This window comes from Dyella marensis (assembly GCF_049532885.1).
Lineage (GTDB): Bacteria > Pseudomonadota > Gammaproteobacteria > Xanthomonadales > Rhodanobacteraceae > Dyella_D > Dyella_D marensis.
Genome location: NZ_CP064029.1, coordinates 2,208,049 through 2,229,671, shown reverse-complemented (window position 1 = coordinate 2,229,671; position 21,623 = coordinate 2,208,049). Strand labels below are relative to the sequence as shown.

Genomic DNA, 21,623 nt, shown 5'->3' with positions numbered 1-21,623 from the left:
CCTCCGGAGTGGAGGCCGTGGATTTTGTACAGGCCTGGAATGACGCATCGATTAAAGCTAGATGTAATCGAAAATTTCTTTCCGATGACTCGGTTTTTCCAAATAATCCAAATGACACGGACGAAGACTTATTAGACACCGCCGTCACGCCGCGCATACGGATGCGCGCGGCGCGCGCGTAAAAAGCGTGATCAGGCTCGCGCATCGAATTCGTGCAGCATCGAGACGACTTCCGGATCGAGCTCGCGCTCCTCGCGCAGCGCGCGCAGGTCGGCGCCGCCGAGTTCGCGCAGCACGCTGCGCACCGAGGCGCGGCGCCCCTCGCGGCACCACACGTTGAAGACGCCCACCAGCAGCGGCGCGGCGCTGTGCACGCCGCGCTCGCCCGGCGGCGCGCGGCGGCGCAGGCGCGACTTCAGCAGGTAGGAAAGGCGGGCGTTGAGCGAGGCGATGGGCGATTCGCTGATCTGCCGGACCAGCTCGGGACTGCATTGATCGATCAACCGCTCGGCCATTTTCTCCTGGCGCGCCTCAAGTAATTGGCGCAATGCCTCGGATAATGCGAAAGCCCTGCCCCGACCAGGCTGCTGCACGGTTATTTAACTCCCTGTCGAATGGATTTTCCCGAAAACCACAATAAAACTCCGGACAAAATCCCGCCGCGGCGCTTCCATGATGGAAACGCCCCATTATCGATGGCGCTGTCGATTTACTCCGCCAGCCGCTTGCGCTCGTCCGCGGTGAGCTGCTGCCTGGCGCGCGTGCCCAGCATGCCGCCGCCCAGCACCTGCACCGGGCTGCTCGGGTCGTACGGCCGCGGCGCACCGCGGCCGTTGTCCAGGCTCGCGCTGCCGTCGCCGTAGCCGAGCACCTGTACCGAGATCACCGAAGGCTGCTTGCTGCGCGCGTCGTCCTGCTGCTGCCTGGCCATGTCCTCGGCGGCCTTGCTCACCGCGCTGGCCGCGGCGCTGGCCGCATTCAGCGCGCCGACGTTGACCGCCTGCACCACCGGCACACCGACTTTCTCGCCCTGCACCTGGATGTTGTCGGCGTTGACCACGCGCGCCGCCGCCACGATCAGGTTGCCCGACACGCGGATGCCGGCGTCGCCCGCATCCACCGTGCCGCGCGGCGCCACCAGGTACACGCTGCCGCTGGGCGCGCCCGGCACGGTCTGCAGCGTGGCGATGCCCGCGCCGCTGACCTGGCCGCGTGCATCCAGCCGGCACCAGGCGTCGATGGTGCACAGATAGGTGGGCGGCGGAATCTCGGTGGTGGTCTTGGCGCCCTGGCCGGCGTTGATGTCGCCGTTGGAACTCCACAGCACCAGGTCGCCGCCTTGCTCGGTGAACACGCGGCTCTGCGCCAGCAGCACGCTGCGGTCGGTGAACAGGTTGATGTTGCCCTGCTCCAGGGTCAGCACGCCCATGGTGTTGGGACCGGCCACCACCTTGCCCGCGCTGTCGGTGATCACCGGCGGCGCCGAGGCGCTGCCGAGCAGCGCCTGGCCGCCCGGCCCCAGCACGGTGACGTCGCCGCCCTGCTGGGTCTGGATGGTGGTGCTGCGCAGATCCAGATCGCCTGTATCGACGGTGTGCTGCGCGCCGTTCAAGCCGCCCTGGCCCGAACCGTTGGCGGTGTAGCCGAAGCCGGCCGGGAACAGCGTGTCGATCGCCGCATAGCCGCGCGCGTACTGGTTGAAGTACGCGCTGCTCTTGTCGTTGTAGTCGGCGCCCACCTTGGCCAGGATGCCGAACAGCGCCTCGGACACGAACTGCCGCTGCACGTAGTCCGGCTCCTGCGCGAACAGGCGGCGCGCATCGGCCGGCGCCAGCGTCACGCTGAGCTGGTCCTGCGCATAGCCGGTATCGACCGCGCGCCCGGCCACGCGGCGCTGCATGAAATCCACCAGCTCCGGCATCAGGCTGTCCAGGCCCGGCGCCGCGGCGTCCACGTACCTGGCCAGGAAGTCGGCGGTGGCCATGCCCGGCGCGATGCCGAACAGCACGCTGACGTCCGCGCTGGCATGCGGCAGGTAAGGATTGAAGCGGTTGCCGATCGCCTCGATGCCGGTCTCGCCGCTGCTGCGGATGGTGATGTTGTTGGCCACTTCGCCCTGATTGGTGAGCGGCCCGATATTGCGCCCGGCCTCGATGAGGAAGCTGCCCGGCCCGCCCAGCAGCAGGGCCGGCGCAAGCTGGTACGCGCCCGGGTCGTTCTTGACGTCGGGACGGAAGGTCTTGCTCACCGCCATGTCGTAGATGTCGCGGCCGGCCGAGACCAGGGTGACGTCGGCATCGTGCACGTGCTGGCCCAGCAGCGACAGGTTGACGATGTCGCGGCCGGCGCGGATCAGCGCGGGCTTGGACGGCGTCAGCTGCAGCGAGCGGTACGGGAAGCCGGAAGCCGCGGTCACACCGTTGGCGATATCGCCATGCAGCGCATACACGCGCACCGGCTGGTAGTCGCCGCCGTGCAGCGCCACCTGCGGATGCAGCACGCTGCTGTAGACGCTGTTGAGGCTGTCCAGGTAGCCCATGCTCCACAGCGCGCCGAAGTTCGACGGATCGCCCTCGCCCTGCGGATGCAGCGCCGACGGCAGCAGCCCCGCCGCCGCTTCGATCAATCCGAAGCCGTAGGTGTTGTCGCCGGTGCCCAGCTGCATGGTGTAGACCTGCTGGCTCAGCGCGATGTTCTGGTCGGCCAGCAGGCTCAGGTTGCCCAGCGCCGACGGATACAGCGCACCGGCGCCGCGGATGTCCAGGCTGCCGTCGAGCGCGCTCAGGCTGAGGCTGGCCGGCAGGATCGCGCCGGGATTGCGCACGGTGTCGGCATAGCCATAGTCGAACAGCGCACCCGGCAGCCGCAGGCTGTCGAACACCACGTTGCCGGCGACCGAGCCGGCGCTGAAGGAGGAACCGGTGCTGTAGCTCTGCGCATCGCCGCGGCCCGCCGGCAGCACGGCCAGCGCCAGCGGGTTGGCATCGGCCAGCACGTACGAGGGGTTGTAGACGCCGCCGATATCCACGCCGGCGCGCGCCCGCACGTCCAGCTGCGCATCCTGCAGCGCGAACAGCGTGGACACCGGCGTGCTCAGGCCGCCGTACTGGCTGTCGGAAGCCGGCGCGGTGAAGCTGAAGTCGGCGCCGATCGCGCCGCCCGCGGCGATGCTGCCCTGGCCCTTGGCCACGAAATACGTGCCGCTGAGGATGTCGCCGCCGGCATGCACGTCGAGGTTGCCGCCGCCGTAGGTGGTCACGCCCTGGCCGCCGGTATTCGCCTTCCAGGTGGTGGGCAGCGACACGGAGAGCTGGCGGATATCGCCGCCCGCGTCCACCGCCACGTTGCCGCCGGCGCTCATCACGCCCTGGCCGAAGTTGGCGAAGTTGATCGACGAGGCCGAGCCGTCCGCCGCGTTGGCGGTCTGCATCCACGGCCACCAGTACTGCGAGATGTCGGTGCCGGCCACCGTGGTGGCCGCACCGCTGGTGTCGACCACGCGCTGGATGCCGTCGATGTCGCCGCGCGCATCCAGGCTCAGGTCGCCGGCATGTTCCGGATTCACCTGGCCGGTGCTGAGCATGTACGGCGTGGTGGCCAGCGGCGAGTTCCAGTTCGGCCGGATCACGCTCACGCCGGTGGACGTGCCGGTGCCTTGCGCCGGCGTGCCGGCGGTGTAGATCGCCGCGGGTGCCGCCGCATCCAGCCAGCTGATGTCGCCGCCGCTGGCGATCTCGATCGAGCCGCTGCCGGTGCGCACCGTGGTGGGCAGCAGCACGGCCTTGCCGTTGGTCTTGCTCTGCTGGCCGGTCGGCGTGGTGGGCGTAAGCGTGTCGACCACGGCGAAGTGGCCGTCGAGGTTGACGTCGCCCGCGCCGGCCAGCGTGGCCAGCGGATCGACGGCGTCGACCTGCGCGCCGGCCACCAGCCGGTACGAGGTGCTGGAACCGCCCAGCAGCGTCGCCGAAGCGAGCGAGGCGGGGCTGCCGAGCGAAGGCATGTTCGACGGGCTGTTGTTCGCGGCGCTGGCCGGCACCGGCACGGTGGTGCCGCCGCCGGGCTTGAACGGATCGGACTTCGGCGCGAACGGCGCGTAGAACAGCTGGCTGCCGGCGGTGACGTTGCCGACGCTGCCGGACACGTACTTGAAGTACGCGTTGTGGCCGTTGACGTACAGCGCGTAGTCGGTGCTGTACTTGCTGTAGTCGCTGTCCAGCGGCAGCAGCAGCGGCGGCGGCGTGACGATGCGCTTGGCCACCGGGTTGGTGGCGAAGTTGGCCTTCAGCCAGGTCTGGTAGGCGCCGACGTAGTCCTGGTAGACCGGGTAGTCCGCGGGGTTCACCGGCGTCAGCGTGCTCGGCTTGTAGACCAGGAAGCCCTTGGCCGTCGGTCCGCCGATGCGGTTGAAGGTGTAGGCCCAGGCATTGGCGGTGGTGCCGTCGCCGACTTCGCCGATGTATGCCTCGTAGTTGCTGTAGTAGTCGCTCGACTGTCCGGCCAGCGGCGCCTGCAGCGCCTGGTAGTACGGATCGCTGGCGATGCTGACGGTGCCGCCGCCGGGCGTATAGCCCTGCGCGGCGGCGCCGTCGCGCAGCTTGATCGAACCGTTCCACAGCCCGTTGGCATCGAGGAACTGCTGCGACTTCTGGTAATCGGCCAGCGCCTTGCCGTACAGCGGATCGCTCGGGTCGGACTTCGGCGCGAACGGCGCGTAGAACAGCTGGCTGCCCGCGGTGACATTGCCCACGCTGCCGGACACGTACTTGAAGTACGCATTGTGGCCGGTGATGTAGATCGCGTAGTTCGAGCTGTAGCTGGCATAGTCGCTGTTCACCGGCTGCAGCAGCGGCGGCGGCGTGACGATGCGCTTGGCCACCGGGTTGGTGGCGAAGTTGGCTTTCAGCCAGGCCTGGTAGGCGGTGGCGTAGTCCTGGTACGCGGCGTAATCGCCGACATTGAGCGGCGTCAGCGTGCTGGGGCTGTAGACCAGGAAGCCCTTGGCCGTCGGCCCGCCGATACGGTTGTAGGTATAGGCCCAGGCATTGGTGGTGCTGCCGTTGCCGACTTCGCCGATATACGCCTCGTAGTTGGTGTAGTACGCGGCGGTCTGGCCGGTCATGGGCGCCTGCAGCGCCTGGTAGTACGGGTCGCTGGCGATGCTGACGGTGCCGCCGCCCGGCGTATAGCCCTGCGCGGCCGCGCCGTCGCGCAGCTTGACCGTGCCGTTCCACAGCCCGTTCGCGTCCAGGTACTGCTGCGAGACGGTGTAGGCGGCCAGTGCGGTGCCGTAGCCGTGGTCGTCCACCGGCGGCGGCGGTGCCGGCGGATTGGCCAGGGCCGCGCCGTTGTTCTGCTGATAGAAGCCGTCGGTGATGCTCGCGGCCAGATCCAGGTCGCCCGCGGCGCGCACCGTCAGCATCGGCGCCATGCCGTTGTAGCGGTAGGCCAGCGCGATGCTGCCGTCGCTCTGCGTGGTGCCGGCGCCAAGGTTCCAGTGGGTCAGCACCGCGATGTCGCCGCCGCGCGTGCCGTCGGCCGGATTGACCAGCTCGATACCCGGGCGCAGCTGCAGGTTGGCGATGCCGGCGTAGCGCGCGCCGAAGGCATAGCCCGGCTGCTGCACGTAGCGCATCAGCGTGCCGGCGCCCTTGCTGGCGTCGCCGCCGACGTAGCCGTAGAAACCGGCATGGTCGCCATTGGCCTGCTTCGGGACGAAATAATTGTTCTGCAGGTATTGCTTGAGCTGCGCATCGTCGGCAGGCGGCGGCAGGATCTTGCCGCTGGCATCGGTCCAGGTGCCGGCGACCAGCGACGGCGTGACGCCGGTGCTGGTGGCATACCAGCCGGCCGGATCGATCAGCCCGTCGAAGTGTTTGGACGGATCGGCCGAGGCGTCCTTGGTGCTCCAGCGCGCGTAAGGCTCCAGCGTCACCACGCGCGCGCCCTTGACGCTGGCGCCGCCGCCGTCCAGCGCGATGCGCACGTCGCCGTTGGCGAGCAGCGGCGCGCGCAGGCTCAGCGAACCGCCGGAGAATGCATCCGCCGAACCGCCGGACACGTCGATCAGCGCCTGCGCGCCCAGATGGATGGAACCGGAATCGGCGTACTGCACGTTCTGGTAGCCGTACTGGCTGTTGAGCGTGCCGTCCGTGTTGCCGCCGGTGCCGATCACCACGTCGCCGCCGCGCTGCGCGGCGACGCTGCTGGTGGCGATCAGGCTGCCTTCGACATCCACGCCGCGCTCGCCGTACAGCTCGATGCGGCTGCCCGAAGGCGCCGACGCATCGACGCGCCCGTCGATCGCCACCGTGCCGCCGGCCGCGGTGAGGAACACCTTCTGCGCGCGCAGCGTGTTGCCGGCCGACAGATGCAGGTCGCCCGCGCCGGTGGTCAGCTGGAACAGGCCGGTGGCGCCCGCGGCCGCCGCCATCTGCGCGGCGGCATCCAGATCGATCGCGGTGCCGCTGCCCAGGGTGAGATAGCCGCCGCGGTAACCGTCCTTGGCCTGGCCGCGCAAGGTGCCGGCCAGCGACAGCGCCGCGCCCGCTTCAGCATCGAGGCTGCCCGCATCGCCGCCGCCCGCGGCGCCGGAGAAGTCCAGCGTGGCGCCCTGCGCCAGGCCGATGCCGCCGTGGTCGGCCAGCAGCGTGAGCGTGCCGCCGGCCGCATACGTGGTGGTGTCGAAGAAGGTCTTGTTGATACCGCCGACCGTGAGCAGCGCGCCGCTGTTCATGGTCAGGTCGCCGCTGGTGGCATGCACGCCGAGCTGGCCGGCAGGCGCCGCCACCGTGGTGCCGATCGACACGCTGCCGCCGGTGAGATTGAGCGCGCCGCCGAGGTGTTCGCCGCCGATCGCGCCCGGCGTACCGACGATGCGCAGCGCGCCGGTGGTGATCAGCTGCGTATTGGCGCCGTCGCCGGCAAGCAGCCACGGCGTGCTGAGGTTGACGTCCAGGCTGCCGAAGTCGAAGCGGCCGGTGCCCAGGCCCTGCATGCCCTGCGCCGCCGTGGCGGAGAAGCCGCCGAAGCCGCGCAGGCCGGTGTTGCCGGCGCCGAAATCCACTTCGCCCGCATGCGCCGTGAACTGGCCGCTGCCGGCCGCGAACGTGCCGTTGGCCGCGCCCAGGTCGTTGGACAGGCCGAGCTTGCCGCCGGCCTGGATGTCCACCGTGCCGCCGTCGCTGGCGAAGGCGCCCGCGCTGAGGTTCAGGTCGTGCGCCAGGTCGATGCGCACCTTGCCGAGGAAATCCATGTCGCCGCGGCTGCGCAAGGTGACGCTCTGCGCGCCGCGCAGCAGGTTGAGCGTGTCGCTGCCGATCACGAAGCCGCTGGTGCCGCCCGGCGCGCCGGCGCCGTCGCCGTCGCCGAGGAAGCTGATGCGGTTGCTGTTGGCGTCGATCGCCTGCGCCGAGAGTTCCGCGCTGGCATCCACATGGGTGTTGCCGGTGGCATCCAGGGTCAGCGCCGCGCCGCCGTCGATGCGCGCATCCGCGGCGATACTCAGCGCGCCGCCCGGGTTCGCCGAGACGTTGTTGCGCACGATGCCTGCCGCGCCGTTCTGCGAGACGCGCAGCAGCGCGCCGTCGCCGCTGACCGCGGCGATCGCCTGGCCGTTGGCGCCGGTGCCCGCGACGGCGCCGAACACCAGCGGCAGGCTGGCCACGCCGGTGCCCTGCCCGCTCGCGCGCAGCACACTGCCGGAAGCCAGCAGCACGCCCTGCGCGCCGCTGTTCGCACCGCCATTGGCGGTGAGCAGGATTTCCGCACCCTGCAGCGGATGCGCCGCGTCGTTGGCCAGCAGCACGCTGTCCGCCACCACGGTGACGTGGTCGCCGTCGGTGCCGCGCTGGCGCGTGCCGCCCAGCAGCAGGCTGCCGGCGCCCAGCGTGCTCAGGCCGTCGGCCGAGAGTGTGAGATAGCCGTCGCGCGCCGTGCTGTCGGCACCGGCGATCTGGATCGCCTGCGCCGCGATATCCACCTGCGAGCCGCGCCCGCCCTTGGCCGGCGCGGCGGTAAGCGTGGCGCCGAGATCGAGCGTGCGGGTGGCGGCCAGGCTCAGCCGGCCGGCATCCGCGGCCAGCGCCGGCGCCACCTGGGCAGCCTTGCTGGCGAGATTGCCGAAGAAGGTGTCGGCATCGCTCAGCGTGTATTGCGAGTACTGCTGCCAGACCTGGCCCGACTGCACCAGGAAGCTGGTGTTGCGTGCATCGCGCGCGCCGCTCAGCGCGTCGGCGAAGTAGCCGCTGATCGCCAGCGTGCCGTCCGGCCGCACTGCGTTCGCGCCGAGCACGCTGTCCGTCGCGCCGGTGTCCTGCACCACGCGGTAGGCGCCCGGCAAGGTCGCGTAGCGCGCCGGCAGCAGCGTGTAGTAGCCCGCCGGCAGGCCGGGCGCACCCGAGAGATAAACCGTCTGGCCCACCGAGGGACCGGTGCCGCCCTGCTTGGCGAACGCGGCGTCGTAAGCCGACACCGGCGCCTGGTAGCCGGGCAGGATCGCGTAGATCGCGCGGCCGTCCGCGTACTGCGGCACCTGCGCGGACGCCGTGCCGCTGTAGCTGGTGCCGTACTGCGCCAGCACGTCGCGCGTGCCGCCGGTGCCGCTCACCCATTCGGCGGCCTGCAGATGGCCGCCGCCGGAAAGATCGATGCCGGCGCCCGCATCCAGCGCGAGGCCGGCGCCGTTGAGCGCGATCTGCTTGGACGGCGGCGCGGTGAGATCCGGCGTGTCGTTGGTGGGGTCGGCGTCGTAGCGCCACTGCACGCCGTCGATGGTGCGCCCGTAAGGCACGGTGGCGCCGCCGAGCGAGACCGAGGTGAGGCTGCCCGGCGCCAGGTGCACCGACTGGGTCACGGCCAGCGGGAACAGCTTCGGGTCCGCACCGAGCGCGCCGGCCTGCGCCGCCGCATCGGTCACGCCGAGGATCAGGCTGCCCGACGGCGCGCGCAGCGTGCCCTGCTGCTCGATATGGTTGGCGCTGAGCAGCAGCGTGCCGCCGGCGGACAGCGGCGTGGTGCTGCTGCCGTCGGGCAGGATGCTGAGCGTGGTGTCGATCGCGCTGCCGTTCGCATCCTTCAGCCCCGCACCGTTCGCCACGATGGCGAAGCGGTAGTCGGTGGCCGGATACAGCTGCGCCGCCTTGAAGCTCAAGTTGCCGGTGCTGTACAGCAGGCCCGGCTGCGCCTTGCCATTGGCATAGGCGAGCAAGGCGGGCGCCTGGAAGCGGATGTCAGAAGCGGACTCAAAATCCGCCGCACCCCAGCGCTGCAGATTCAGCCAGCCGCCGATATCGATGAAGTTCGCCTGCACCGACAGCGTGCCATCGCCGGCCATCGCCACCGGTGCCGCGCCCGGCACCACGCCGCCGGTGAGGTTGACGTACGGCGCGGCGATGCTGACGTGGCCGTTGCCGCTGGCATAAGCCGTCGCGTTGCCGGCCAGGCCGGTCGCGCCTGCCGGCAGCGCCTGGATCGCGGGAGCGTTGACGATGAAGGCGCGGCCCAGCGAGAGATGCACGTCGCCCGCGAAACCGAGCGGCACGGCGGTGGCGAAGTCGGTGGTGCTGCCCTGCGACGCATCGGGGCCGATCGCCAGCGTGCCGATGCCGGAACCGGCAAGCCGGTCGGCGGCGAAATGCAGCAGGCCCGAAGGCGCCGCCGCTTCGACCGCGCCGCCGCTCTGCGCGCCCTGCGGCAGCAACATGCCGGACTGCTGGATCAACACGCCGCTCGCCTGCGGCGCACCGTTCTGGCCCTGCTTGTGGCCCAGGCCGACCAGGCTCAGCGTGCCGCCTTCGGCCTGCGCCGCGCCGCCCGTGGCCTGCAGCTGTCCGTCGAAATACAAGCCCGCCGCGGCGGCCAGCCGGATGCTGCCGGCGTCGCTCCATACCGGCGTGCCGAGGTAGCGCGTGGCATTACCCAGGCCGCCGGGATCGCTCGCCGGCAACTGGAAGTTGTCCGCCGCGCCGGCGACGTCGATGCGGCTGCCCTGCTCGGCCACGACGTAGCCGCCGTTGCCCTGCAGCGTCACCGCGCCGCCATCCAGCACCGTGCCGGTGCGCGGCAGCTGCGGCGTGCCGTCCGCACCGGCCACCGCGGCGGCCCAGGGATCGATCAAGGCCACACCGGAAGCATCCAGCACGGCCGATGTGCCCAGCCACACGCGCGGCTTCACCTTCGGCAGGCCCGCATTGCGCGACAGCGCATTCGTGGAAACGCTGATGCTGCCGCCCGGTGCGCTCAGCACGCCCAGCACGGTGGTGGCCTGCGTGCCGGCCAGCGCGATGCTGCCGCCCGCATCCACCGCGATCTGCGCGCCCTCGCCCACCGACACCGAACCGCTCACGCCGGCGTACTGCGGCGCGCCCTTCGATGGATCGTTGGGATTGACCGACCAGTCGAGGTACTGACCGCCGCTCAGCGAGAAACCCGGGCCGGCGCTGCTGTCGCGCGTGGCATAGCGGTGATACGCATCGAGCACGCCGACCGTGGCATAGATACCGGCCGGATGCGCGGCATCCCGTGCATACAGGTCGCTGCCGGTGGGCGCGGTAAGCAGCGCCTGGTAGTCCGCCAGCAGGTTGCCGCGCGTCACGCGCACCTGGGTGCCCGGCGCGACGATGCCGTCGGTGAGCGCGGTAAGCGCGTAGCGGTCGAAACCCTGGCCGGCGAAGAAGCCGGCGTCCAGGTACAGGCCATTGGCCATCGGCATCGCCGCGCGATCGCCGCCGACCTGCACGTAGCTCGCCTGCAGGGTCAGCGTGCCGCCGCCGCTGAAGCCGTAGCCCAGCAAGGTGCCGTCCAGGCGCAGCGCACCGTGGTCCAGCGCCTTGGCCTGCTGGAATTCCGCCTTGACGTTGCCATAGGTGACCAGGCTGATATCGCCGCCCTGGCCGGCCGGCACGCCGTTCTTCAGCTGCACGCGCGCATCGGCGCCGACATAGCCGCCGCCGGAAACATCGAGCGTGCTGCCCGTGTCGAGCAGCACCGAGCCGGTGGCGTCGGAGTTGTTCGGGCCGATCGAGGCATTCGCGGTCAACGCGATCTTGCCGCCGTCGACATAGCGGTTGCCCACGCGCGCATCGGCGGCCAGGCCGCTGTCGTTCACCCACAGGCCGCGCGTGCCCAGCGTCGCACCGCTGCCGATGGTGATGTCCGGACGCAGCATGCTGCCATCGGCCGCCTGCATGGCCGGCGTATCCAGCCCTGGGCCGTTCGAGGTGAGGCTGATCGAACCGGACGGCGTGCTGATGTTGCCGAGCACCGTCACGCGGCTGGCGGTGTACGCCACGCTGCCGCCGGGACGCAGCGCCAGCGTGGCGCCGGCCTGCTGCAGGATCTGCGAGCCGCTGTCGCCGGTGGACAAGGCGATGCTGGTGAAGCCCGCGCCGCTCAGCATGCCGGTGGAGATCGGCAGCCACCAGCGCAGGTCGCTGTCGTGCGCGGTGCCGGCCGGCTGCGCGGCCGTGACCGTATCCCACACGGTGTCCGCGTCGAAGCCCGGCGCGAGCTGGTCCAGCGCCAGCGTGGACTGCTGCAGCAGGATGCCCGGCGCGTAGCTGTAGCGCGTGTCCAGGCCGATCGGCGGCACGCTGAAACGGAACGTGCCGCCGGCCGGCTGCTTGCCCTGCCCGACCTGGTTGCGGCCGGCGAAGGACTGCGCCGAGATATCGCCGTCCAGCACCAGCGCATGGCCGGCCTGCACGTCGAGCGTGCCGGCGTCGCCGCCGGCGATAAAGCCGGGATCCCAGCGGCGCGAGCCGGCCAGCATGCCGTTGTTGTAGGTCTGGCTGATACCCCAGCGCACGTGGTCCTGCGTGTACTGGCCGGCATAGCCGACATACGTCATGTCGGGATCGGCCGCGGCGATGTCGTACACGCGGCCGTTGGCGCCGAGCAGGTTCGGCGTTTCGATCCAGCCGGCCTGGTAGGAGAGAAAGCCGCCGTCGAGATTGAGCTGCGAACCGGTGCGGACGATCACTTCGCCGCCGTGCAGCGACACCGCGCCGCCCTTGGTCATCAGCTGGTCGACCGTGCGCGGCACGTTCTCCACATAGCCGGCCACGTTGAGGATGGGGCTGCCCACCCAGTCCAGGCCGTCCGCGCGCGTGCCGCTCTGCGTGCTGTCGACCAGCACGTTCTTCTGCGTGTACAGAAAACCGTTGCGCAGCAGCGGCGAATTGGCCAGTTCGTTCTGGCCCACGCGCGCCACGTTGACCAGCAGCGCCGACATCGGCAGCACCACGTTGGCCAGGCCCGAGACGTTGATCACCGCGCCGTTGTCTACGTAGACGCGGCCCGCCGTGGGCGAGGTATCCTGCGCATAGGTGTGCGCGGCGATCGCCACCGCGGCGCCCGGCGCTTCCAGCAGCGAGCCGGATTGCAGGTTGACGGTGGCGCCGTCCAGGGTCAGCGTGCTGCCCTTGAACGCGGCATTCGCCGCGGCGCTGGACGAGGTGGTGCTGCCGTCCTTCTCCGGCAGCACCGTGGTGACCGAACCCGGTGCCAGCAGCAGCACGCCGCCGCGCACGAAATCGAGCAGGCCGCCCGCACCGCTGGCCTGGTCGCGCGCATTCAGCTCGACGCTGCCCGGAAAGGCCACGCTGGTCGAAGCCAGCGCGACGCCGGCCTGGGTGACGTCGTGGCCGAGCATGTGCACGCTGCCGCGGCGCGCCTGCACCAGGCCGGTGTTGATCACGCTGCCCATCGGCGCGTTCGGGCCGGAGCCGTCGTTGATGCCGGCGATGCCGAGCGCGGCATTGACGCCGTCGGCGCCGGCCGGGTTGTAGAACGCGGTGCCGCCGGCCAGGAAGGCCTGGCCGTCGTCGGCGACGATGGCGCCGGCGTTGGACACATGCGGCGCGGCGATCAGGGCAAAGCCCTGCTTGCCGGTGGTGATGCTGGCGCCCTTCTCGATCACCACGTCGTGGCTGCGGCCATCGGTGAACACACCGTTGACCAGCAGGGCGGTGGTCGAAGCCTGGTCGGCGATGCCGCCGTTGAGGAAGCGCGCATTGCTGGTGGCGATGTCGCTGCTGAACAGGCTGAGCGAACTGGCCAGCAGCGAATGCGTATTCACCTGGCTGCCGGCGCCGAACAGGATGCCGTTGCGGTTGAGCAGATAAACCGAACCCTCGGCCTTGATCTGGCCGAAGATCCTGCTCGGCGCGCCGCTGGGATCCTGGATGCGGTTGAGCGCGATCCAGTCGTTACTGCCGTTGGACTGATTGCCGCCGCTCTGGTTGAAGTACAGCGTGGTGTTGCGGCCGACGTTGAAGCTGTCCCAGGTGAGGATGGCCTTGGACGAGGTCTGCTTCACTTCCACCGTGGTCCTGCCGCCGGCCGCGCTCTGCACCGGCGCGTTGGCGTTCTGCCACAGCGCGGGATTGCGCACCGCGTCGGCCGCCATCTGCAGGCCGCCCGCGGCGATGCCGTCGGGCACCGGCGACACCAGCTGCTGCGCCGCCTGCTGCGCCGCCTGTTGCGCGCTGAGCTGCGCGGCCACCGCCTGCGCGGCTTGATTGAGGTTGGCGATGGACTGCTGCACCACGCGCTGCTGCAGCAGCTGCGGCGCGTTCTGCACGGACAGATTGTTCGGCGTCGGCGCCGGCGCATTGCCGTTGGGCGCGCCGGCCTGTCCGCCACGCTGCGCCGCCAGCCAGGCCTGGCTCAGCACCGGCGGATTGCCCGCATGCGCCTGCATCGCCGCGCCCATCGCCAGCGCCGCGGCGATCCATTGCGCCAGCGGGCGGCGTCCGGGGACGCTGCGTGGAGTGATGATGCTTGCCTTCGCCGAATCGACCGCCTTGATCACGCGTTTGCCTCGTTAGCTTTGCCGCGCGGCGCGCGGCCGCGGCTTCTTCCGGTTAGACCTTCACGGAGCTGAAGGACTGAACTGGTGTCATGGAAACTTCATATGGACGGCCGAATTGCTACGCATCGTCGCGTCCCCACGGCGTAGGTTGGGGTGAGCCGCAGGCGAACCCCAACGATGCGAGACATCCGAAGGTGACGATGTTGGGGTTCGCCTGCGGCTCACCCCAACCTACGCCGGTATCGTCAGTGGCCACCGGTCGCTCCCGGCGGCATCAGTTGCGGATACGTCGGCGCAGGCCGCTGCGGAACCACGCTGTGTCCAAGACTGGAACCCATGCGATGTTCCAGCGCCGCCGCGTTGTACTGCCCCACCTGCCGATTCGACGGCTCGCCGCTCACCGCATCCAGCAATGGCGGTGGCGGCGCCGCCTTCTTGCTGCCATCGCCACTCAACTGCCGGCTGAGACAGTCGTACGCCAGCGCCGCATGCTGATTGACACTGACGTCGACGCAGCTTTCCTGCTGCTGCGCCCACGCGTGGCCCGCGATCAGGCAGCCCCACGCGACCAGCACGCGGGCTGCCCGGCGCGTCACGGCTGCCGCCCCGCGGGCGCGACGTAGCGCTGCTCGTACAGGCGGTCGCCATAGGCCTGCGCGGCGTTCTCCAGCTTCACCCGCGCCGACGCGGCGAACGGCTGGCGCGCGCCGAGCACCGAGCCCATGTCCATATGCACATAGGCATCGAGGATCTCCTGCCCCACCTCGTACAACTTCTGGTTGCGCGCGCCGCAGGTGACCAGCGATTGCTTCGCTTCGTCCAGCTGCGCCTGGAACGCGCCGTCGCGGCCCTGCTGCTCCTTCAGCTTCGCCACCGCGTCGGCGTTGTCCTTGCGCGCCTGCTGCAAGGCGGTCTCGGCCTGCTGCCTGGCGCCGCGTTCGGCGGCCACCGCCTTGCCGTCGCCGGCGAAAGCGCGCAGCTTCGCCACCTCGGCCTGCGCCTGTTCCAGCGCCTTGCGCGCCTGGTCGCGCTCACCCTCGATACCCGCCTTCTGCGCCTGCCATGCGGCTTGTTGCCCCTGCAGGTCCTGCAGCTGGCTGCGTGCGTCGCGCAGCTGGGTGCGCAGCTGTTCTTCCAGACTTTGCGCGAACGCGCCCTGGGCCAGCATCAGCGCCGCCATGGCGACGCCCGTGCGTATCACGGTCTTCATCGTCGCCTCCATCAGAACTTGCTGTTGATCTCGAGCTGCACCACGTCGATCGACAGCGGCGGGCCGAATACCTGCCTGGCGTTGAAATAGCGCGCGGTCAGCCAGGTGCGCTCGGCGATGCCGTAGTCGGCGCTGACGATAAAGCCCTTGGCATTGGTGCCGCCGAGGTGGAAGTTGGGATCGGTGAGGCCGTCGAGCACGGCATCCGGCTGCAGGTACTTGTAGCCGAACGCCACATTCCAGTCGTGCGCCTTCATCGGGCTGGGATTGCCCAGGATGCCGCGCAGCAGCCAGCCCACCGGGCCGCTCTTGTACGGGCCGGATTCGTTGGCCGCGGTGCTGGCCTCGTAGTTGTTCACCGGCTGGCCCAGGCCGTTGGGATAGCGCTGGAACGCGTCCTTGGCGTGGTAGGACATGTTGCGCACGTAGTCGGCCTGCACGCGTACCGGCGTGCTGCCCACCGCGAAATCGAACTGGCTGGTGAGGTTGAGCAGGTGGTAGTCGTAGGCCAGGCCGACCAGCTGCGGCTGCGCGTAGTTACCCGGCGAGGATGGATCCGGCACGATGTTGCGCAGCAGGAATACCGAGTTGCCCTTCTGCATGTACTGCGGCGCGTCGTCGTCGGTGCTGCAGAAATTGATGCCGGTATAGATCGGGCACGGCTGCGACAGGCTGCCGCGCATCTTGTCGTAGTAGTAGTACGCCAGCGCGGCGCTCCACTGCATGTCCTCGTCGATCTTCCAGTGCGCGCCCAGCTGCACCGCGGACAGCCACTTCTGGTCGCTGCGGTTCTTCTGGTAGCCGAAGGCCTGGCTGGGCGTGTCGTTGCCGGCGTACTGGATCGGGAACACGCCGGCATTGGCGAAGCCTTCGATATCGCTGGCCAGCTTCCAATGGCCCTGCCCGACGATGCCGTCGAAGTTGAGCTCCGGCGAATAGATCAGGTCGGTGGCGAAGAACGGGTTGGCGAAGCGGCCCGCGGTAAGCGCGCCCCATTCCAGCGGCTGCCAGCGCAGCCAGGCGCGGTCCAGCCACAGGTTCTTCTTGGCCAGGCCGCCGCCCAGCGCCTGGGTGGTCGATACCGGATTGTTGTCGTTGCCCGAGCCGATGCGGATGCCGGCGGTGATGGTGTCGCCCAGCTTCACGTCCACGCCCAGGTGCGCCTGGATCGACAGGATGTTCGGGCGGTTCTGCTGGGTGTTGGCGATGGGCGGATTGACGCCGCGGCCGATCTGGTTGACGTCGAACGGACCGCCGCGGTTGAGCGCGGCGTAATCGATGAAGTACGGCGAGTTGCTGCGGCTGAAGTAGCGCCCCTCGTCGCGCACGCGGATGTCGCCGGACCAGGCGATGCGGTCCAGCCATTCCGGCAGCGCATCCGGCTGCGCCCAGTGCTCGCTGCGCGCCTGCGCGATCACTTCCTGCTTGACCTGCTCACGGATCTCGTTGCGCACGCTCTGCGGCACATAGGGCACGCGCACGTCGCCGGGCTGCGCGCCGTCGTTCGCGGCCAGCGCGGACGAGGCCTGCGCCTTCTGCGCCTGCGCGGCTTCGGCATTCGCCTCGGCGATCAGGCCGTCGGCATCGGCCTGGGTGATCAGGCCCTTCTTCACCATCAGGCGGATCAGGTTGATGGTGGCGTTGGGCGACGGCGCGGCGTTCTGCGCCAGCGCGGCCGGCGCGGCGCCGGCCAGCAGCAGGCCGATCGCCAGGCACAGTGCGCGTTGTTTGGAAAACCTCGAAACATCCATGATCTGCTCCAGAGAAAAGAATGGCGTGCTCATACAGGTCGCCTGCCGCGGATGGACGCGCGCACCGGCATGCTCAGGCGCGGCGGCGGCGGGCTATCGATGCTCAGGCCGCGCAGCACCTCGAGCAGCGCTTCGTCGGTGGCGGGCGCGCCGCTGGGCGCGAGCATTTCGGCGCGGGTGATGCGGCCGCTGGGGTCGATCCACAGGCTGACCTTCACTTCGAACACCAGGCGCCGCGTGCGCTCGTCGCGCTGAATCGCCTGCTGCAAGGCATAGCCCAGGTATTGCTCGTACGAGGAGCCGCCGACGCCGTTGCCGCCGCCGGCCCCGACCATGCCACCGCCGTCGCCCGCGCCGATGTTGAAGCTGTCGTTGCCGGCCTGCGCCGCGCCGTTGATGGTCACCTGCCGCGCCACGTCCGGCGCCTTCGGCGCTTCCACCGGTTTGGCCGGTTCGTTCGGCTTGGGGAGTTCCTGCCTGGTCTCCTCCAGCTTCTTCGGTTCCGGCGGTTTTTCCTTCGGCGGCGGTGGCGGCGGCGGCAATGGCGTGATGGTGGGCACGCGCGGCGCCTCGCGCCGCACGCCGACCTGGTGCCCGGCGTAGTGCCATACCAGGGCGCCGGCCAGCAGCACGGCGGCGATGCCGATGATGCGGCCGCGCCAGCGTTTCGGACTCGGTCCGGACTTGTTCATCGTCAACCGCCCGGCGCCTTGCCGGTGACCAGGCCGACCTGCGAGAGATCCAGCCGGCGCAGCAGGTCGAGGATGTCGACCACCTTCTGGTACTGCACGTTGGCGTCGCCCTTGACGATGATCGGGAATTCCGGCGTCAGCGCCTTCTGCGTGCGCAGCCGCGCTTCGAGTTCGCCGAGGGTCACCGGGAACGCGTCGAGGAAGATCTGCCCGCTGTCGGACACGGTGATCGCCTTGGTCTGCGGCTTGGCCAGGCTGACCGAGGCGCTGGCCTTGGGCAGGTTCACTTTCACGCCCTGCACCGAGGCGGTGGTCATGATGATGAAGATCACCAGCAGCACGTAGGCGAGATCCAGCATCGGCGTGATGTTGATGTCGTCGTAGGGCTTGTCGTCGTCCTGTACCTGCATGGCCGCGCCCTCCCTTAAGCCGCCGCGCCGAGGTCGGCGTCGCGGTGCAGTTCGGCCAGGCGGGTGACGAACTCGTCGACGAACACCTGCATGTTCGCGGTGACCGCCTTGTTGCGCGTCAGCAGATAGTTGTAGCCAAACAGCGCCGGGATCGCGACGAACAGGCCGGCCACCGTGGCCAGCAGCGCGGCGGAAATGCCCGGCGCGATGGCGTTGACGTTGACGTCGCCCGCGGCGGCGATCGCCGCGAAGGTGATCATCACGCCGACCACCGTGCCGAGCAGGCCCAGGAACGGGCCGCCGGAGATGGCGATGGTGAGCATGACCATCGAGCGCGACAGCTTCTGGTTCTCGCGCACCAGGGTGGAATCCATCACCGCGCGGATCGCCTCGATCGATTCGGTGGCGATCACCAGGCGGCCCTTGGCGTCCTTGCGGCGCCACACTTCCTTCTTGCCCACTTCGTAGAGGCGGTACAGCGAGGAGTCGGCCAGGTCGCGCGGCGTGCCTTCGTCGCCCATGCCGAGCAGGTTGGTGCCGAGGTCGCGGTAGCGCTCCAGGAAGCGGTCGTTGGCGTTGGTGACGCTGCTGACGTAGCGGCCCTTCTGCCACATCACCATCCAGGAGATCGCCGCCATCACCAGCAGGATGGCGATCACCACCCAGGCGTCGAGCGTGACCGACTTGATGATGACGCCGAAGTAGCCGAAGCCGGCGCCGGATTTCTTTTCGTCCTCGCCGTACTGCACCAGCTTCGATTCGGCGCCCTGCGACAGTGCGTCGACGCCGATCGCGGCCGCCGAGCGCGCTACGCGCGACAGGCGCACTTCGTCCATCAGGCCAAGGAAATTCGCCAGCGCCGCGCCCTGCCCGGCCGCATCGCCGCCCAGCGTGGCGGCGGAACCCAGCGCCGGCATCGCGCCAGCCAGCGTCGAATACTTCTGGCCGTTGACGTAGAGCGTGGCCTGCTGCGCGTCGAAAGTAACGGCGAGCTGCGTCCACTGCCCGGCCTTGAGCGGCTCGCCCGCGCCGCTGCGCTGCGCGCCCTGCCCGGCGTTCGCTTCCACATAGGGCGCGCCGCCGTTGAGGCCGATCACCACCGAGCGGCCGTCCTGGTGCCGCGCGTAGATGGCGGTGGGCGTGGTGGGCAGCGCGTCCAGCTTGATCCACGCGCTGAAGGTGAAGGCGCTGCCGGCCGCTGCGTTGAGCGAAGCGCTGGATGGCAATGTCACCACCTGGTTGCCGTCGAAACGCGCGGCCTTGCCGACGATGCCGCCATCCACCGGCTGTACGCTGCCCGACTGCGCATGATTGCCGTAGGCGGTGGCGTCCTTGGGCGCCCCCGCGGCGGCTTCCTCGAAGTGGTAGACCAGGGTGTGGTCGGCGTCGAACGCGGCCGGGCCGCTGCTCTGCGCGGTGGCCTTGGGGTTGCCGTAATACATCCAGATGGTCTGCTTCGCATTGGCCGGCAGTTCGCTCACATCCACCCAGACCTGGCCCACGCCCATCACCGGATCGAAGCTGTCGATCTGGTAGTTCAGCGGCGTCTTGCCGTCGGCGGCGATGAAACGCAGGTCCGCGCCGTCCTTCGCCACGCCGTCGAACTGGAAGTTGCCCGGATGCAGGCGGATCAGCACCGGCATGCGGCCCGGCGACTGCGGCAACGGCGCGCCGGTGGGGCTGGTGTCCAGCGTGATGGATTTGCGGTAGGACCAGTCATCGTTCCACCAGGCCGACTCGGCCGCCAGCGAGAGGCGCGGCAGGCAGGCCAGGCACAGCAGCCACGCAAGGATCAGGTAACGCATCGTCGTTGCACCCCTAGAAGAAAAAGAAAGCCGTGTCATCGCCGCGCTCCTCAAAGCCCGGCCTTGAGGCTGAACAGCCAGCGCCCGTCGTGGGCGCGCGTGCGCGAGCCGTCCTTGAGCGGCCAGGCGTATTCCAGTTCGCCGCTGACGGTGTCGAACAAGGTGAAGCGCGTACCCAGGCCCGTGCTGAGCAAGGTGAAGCGGCCGCGCTGCTCCGGCAGCGGATCGATCAGCAGGATGCGCGAGCCGTCGACGAACCAGTGGAAGCGCCACTCGTTGACGTACTTGCCGAACCACGAAGCCACCGACGGGCTGCGCAGTTCCACCGTGGCCGAGCCGCCGTTGTCGCCGGTGTCTTCCGCCGACAGGAAACCGCGCACGCTGTTGGCGCCGCCGGCGGCGAACTGCTCGCTGGACACCAGCGGCGAATCGGCCAGCTGCCCGCTGGCGTGGAAGGCGAACGCATAGCCGTTGGCAAATGCGCGCGTGTAGTTGGCATCCACGCGCAGGTAGGCAAAGTTCTGCCGCGCGTTGTAGCGCTGGTTGTCGAATTCGAGACGCCCGCTGCCGGCGCCGCGCACGCCGAAGTTGCCGGCGATGGACAGGCCCAGCGAGGAGCTGTCGCGCGTGCGCTGGCCGGTATAGGCCACCGTCAGCGGGTAGTAGGTGATCGGCACCGCCTGCTGCTGTTCGCCCACGGTCAGGCGCTGGTCGAAATGCTTGCGCGCCACGCTGAGCGAGAACGACTGGCTGTAGTCGCCCAGGGTCGGCAGGTTGCGGATCGCCTGCAGGCTCACCGCATTGCCCTTGCCCAGCACCGTGGTGCCGCCGAGCGTGTTGGCATTGCTGTTGGACTTGTAGCCGGAGCCGAGCAGGCTCCATTGGCTGTCGAGCGGCGCCAGGTAGGACAGCGCATACACCTCGACGGCGTGGCGATCCTGCGGCGCCACGATGTAGGTGGCGGAAACGGTATGGCCCAGCTGCCACAGATTGTCGTAGCGCACGTTGCCGACGGTGCGCAGCGCGGGCGTGTCGGCGCTGTGGTCGTTGTTGACCTCAAGGCTGGCGTGCAGCGGATAGCTGTCTTCCACCTTCAGCGTGACGTCCATGGTCTGCGGCAGGCTGCCGGGCTTCAGCAGCGGCACCACCTGCCGGCCCGGCTGGCGGTTCACCTGCGCGAGCTGTTCCTGTGCCTGGTTGAAGTTCGGCACCGCGCCTTCGGCCAGCGCCGGCACCGCTTCGCGGATAGCCTGCGGCGAGTGGTAGCGCGAACCTTCCACGCGCACGCGGCCGATGCTGTTCTCGGTGACCTTCAGCAGCAGTACGCCGCCGCGTACCTGCTGCGGCGGCACTTCCACCGTGACCGACTGGTAGCCCCTGGCCTGGTAGATCTTCTGCAGCGCGTCGCGCGCACCGTGCACGTCGTCCAGGCTGCGTCCCGGCCCCAGGAACGGCTCCACCGCCTGCTCGATCTCCACCGCCTGCAGCAGCGTATTGCCGCGCACCAGGTATTCGTTGACGTCGAAGCGCTGCGGCGCTTCCTGCGCCGGGGCGGCGGCCTGCTGCGCCTGCGCCGTGCTCAAGGCCAGCGCCAGCATGACGGCGAGAGCCAGCGGCCGGCGGCCCTTCATCGCGACGCTCCGGTCCATGCGGTCGTCCCTTTCCTGATGTCCCCGTAGCTAAGCGCCGACGCATAACCGCCTCGCGACAGCCACATGTCCGATCCAAGGCCACCCATGCATGCGGGCCGTCCATACGGCCGAACCGCTTTGACAATGAAACGCACACCATCCCCCGGGGCGCGCCACACCAGCCGCGCCCATAGCCCGATCGAGATTTCCGGCACACCCACAAGCGCACCGGGCGAAGAAATTCCGGTGGGCATCCCAGCCCGTACCGCCTTCCTTTGCCCTTAGACGGAACCCTTCCGAGGGAACTGAACCTG

9 protein-coding genes are annotated in these 21,623 nt (G+C 69.5%); all 9 read right to left on the bottom strand.

The features are described from left to right. Positions 1-191: 191 nt before the first annotated feature. Complete coding sequence (locus tag ISN75_RS09835; RefSeq protein ID WP_343821248.1) at positions 192-515, bottom strand: hypothetical protein; 324 nt, start codon at positions 513-515, stop codon at positions 192-194. A 194-nt stretch (positions 516-709) separates the two neighbouring features. Then, complete coding sequence (locus ISN75_RS09830; RefSeq protein WP_343821249.1) at positions 710-13,810, bottom strand: filamentous haemagglutinin family protein; 13,101 nt, start codon at positions 13,808-13,810, stop codon at positions 710-712. 245 nt (positions 13,811-14,055) lie between these two features. Further along, positions 14,056-14,406 (bottom strand): hypothetical protein, encoded by a 351-nt coding sequence (locus ISN75_RS09825; protein ID WP_343821251.1) that lies wholly within the window; start codon positions 14,404-14,406, stop codon positions 14,056-14,058. Beyond that, positions 14,403-15,020, bottom strand: a complete 618-nt coding sequence (locus ISN75_RS09820; protein ID WP_343821253.1) for a hypothetical protein — start codon at positions 15,018-15,020, stop codon at positions 14,403-14,405. Before ISN75_RS09820 ends, ISN75_RS09825 begins: the two co-directional genes overlap by 4 nt. An 11-nt stretch (positions 15,021-15,031) precedes the next feature. Continuing rightward, positions 15,032-16,771 carry a putative porin gene (locus ISN75_RS09815; protein WP_343821255.1) on the bottom strand — a complete coding sequence of 580 codons (1,740 nt, stop codon included), beginning with the start codon at positions 16,769-16,771 and terminating at the stop codon, positions 15,032-15,034. A 29-nt stretch (positions 16,772-16,800) separates the two neighbouring features. Further along, entirely contained in the window at positions 16,801-17,463 is a 663-nt protein-coding gene (locus ISN75_RS09810; RefSeq protein WP_343821257.1) for a TonB family protein, read from the bottom strand. A gap of 2 nt (positions 17,464-17,465) precedes the next feature. Then, entirely contained in the window at positions 17,466-17,873 is a 408-nt protein-coding gene (locus tag ISN75_RS09805; protein ID WP_167257445.1) for an ExbD/TolR family protein, read from the bottom strand. Positions 17,874-17,887: 14 nt separating this feature from the next. After that, positions 17,888-19,678 carry a DUF2341 domain-containing protein gene (locus ISN75_RS09800; protein ID WP_343821259.1) on the bottom strand — a complete coding sequence of 597 codons (1,791 nt, stop codon included), beginning with the start codon at positions 19,676-19,678 and terminating at the stop codon, positions 17,888-17,890. Between the two features lie 50 nt (positions 19,679-19,728). After that, on the bottom strand, positions 19,729-21,327 hold the full coding sequence (locus ISN75_RS09795) for a ShlB/FhaC/HecB family hemolysin secretion/activation protein (protein WP_343821261.1): 1,599 nt from the start codon (positions 21,325-21,327) through the stop codon (positions 19,729-19,731). Between the last annotated feature and the right edge of the window lie 296 nt (positions 21,328-21,623).

Bases quoted from the DNA above. Each gene is read 5' to 3' on its own strand.
- ISN75_RS09835 (WP_343821248.1), bottom strand. From the start codon at position 515: ATGGCCGAGCGGTTGATCGATCAATGCAGTCCCGAGCTGGTCCGGCAG.
- ISN75_RS09820 (WP_343821253.1), bottom strand. From the start codon at position 15,020: ATGAAGACCGTGATACGCACGGGCGTCGCCATGGCGGCGCTGATGCTG.
- ISN75_RS09815 (WP_343821255.1), bottom strand. From the start codon at position 16,771: ATGGATGTTTCGAGGTTTTCCAAACAACGCGCACTGTGCCTGGCGATC.
- ISN75_RS09810 (WP_343821257.1), bottom strand. From the start codon at position 17,463: ATGAACAAGTCCGGACCGAGTCCGAAACGCTGGCGCGGCCGCATCATC.
- ISN75_RS09805 (WP_167257445.1), bottom strand. From the start codon at position 17,873: ATGCAGGTACAGGACGACGACAAGCCCTACGACGACATCAACATCACG.
- ISN75_RS09800 (WP_343821259.1), bottom strand. From the start codon at position 19,678: ATGCGTTACCTGATCCTTGCGTGGCTGCTGTGCCTGGCCTGCCTGCCG.
- ISN75_RS09795 (WP_343821261.1), bottom strand. From the start codon at position 21,327: ATGGACCGGAGCGTCGCGATGAAGGGCCGCCGGCCGCTGGCTCTCGCC.